The following is a 441-nucleotide window of genomic DNA, read 5'->3' as shown; positions in this document are numbered from 1 at the left end:
GGTGAAGGAGGCGAACCGGCGGAAGAAGGCGCGGCCCTTATCATTCAATGACGAACGGGTGCTGTAGCCCCAGTCCTTGAGCCGGTATTCCAAGGCCTGCCGATAATTCAGGAACTTGATCTCTTTACCGCAATCGTCCTGATCGCAGGTCAGATAGCTTGGATTCTGCCTGCTCTTGTCGATCTTCTCGAATGGCACATCTGCGACCGCGCTCTGGTAAATGCCGAGTGTCGCTGCCGTTCCGAGAGGGCCGGCACACATGCCGGGTCCGGGATCGGCGTTACATGCGGCCAGTTCGCGGCCCAGTTCCACCAACAAATAGGGCTGGTATTGCGACTCGCCCGTAACGGTGACGGTGCCTGTCTCCCTGACCTTGTCGATCTCGCGGGTGGCGCGCGATCCGGCATGGTCGTCGAAGGCATAGGAAAAGCGCTGGTCGAC

At 59.6% G+C, this 441-nt stretch carries 1 protein-coding gene; it reads right to left on the bottom strand.

Annotated features, from left to right (window positions below; all coding sequences use genetic code 11):
- Positions 1 to 441, bottom strand: a 441-nt coding sequence (locus tag AC1D0P_RS29800) for a hypothetical protein (RefSeq protein WP_477680028.1), incomplete at both ends; no start/stop codon positions are given.

Source organism: Polaromonas sp. P1_G2 (assembly GCF_056405515.1).
This window is presented reverse-complemented; position numbering and strand designations above follow the sequence as displayed.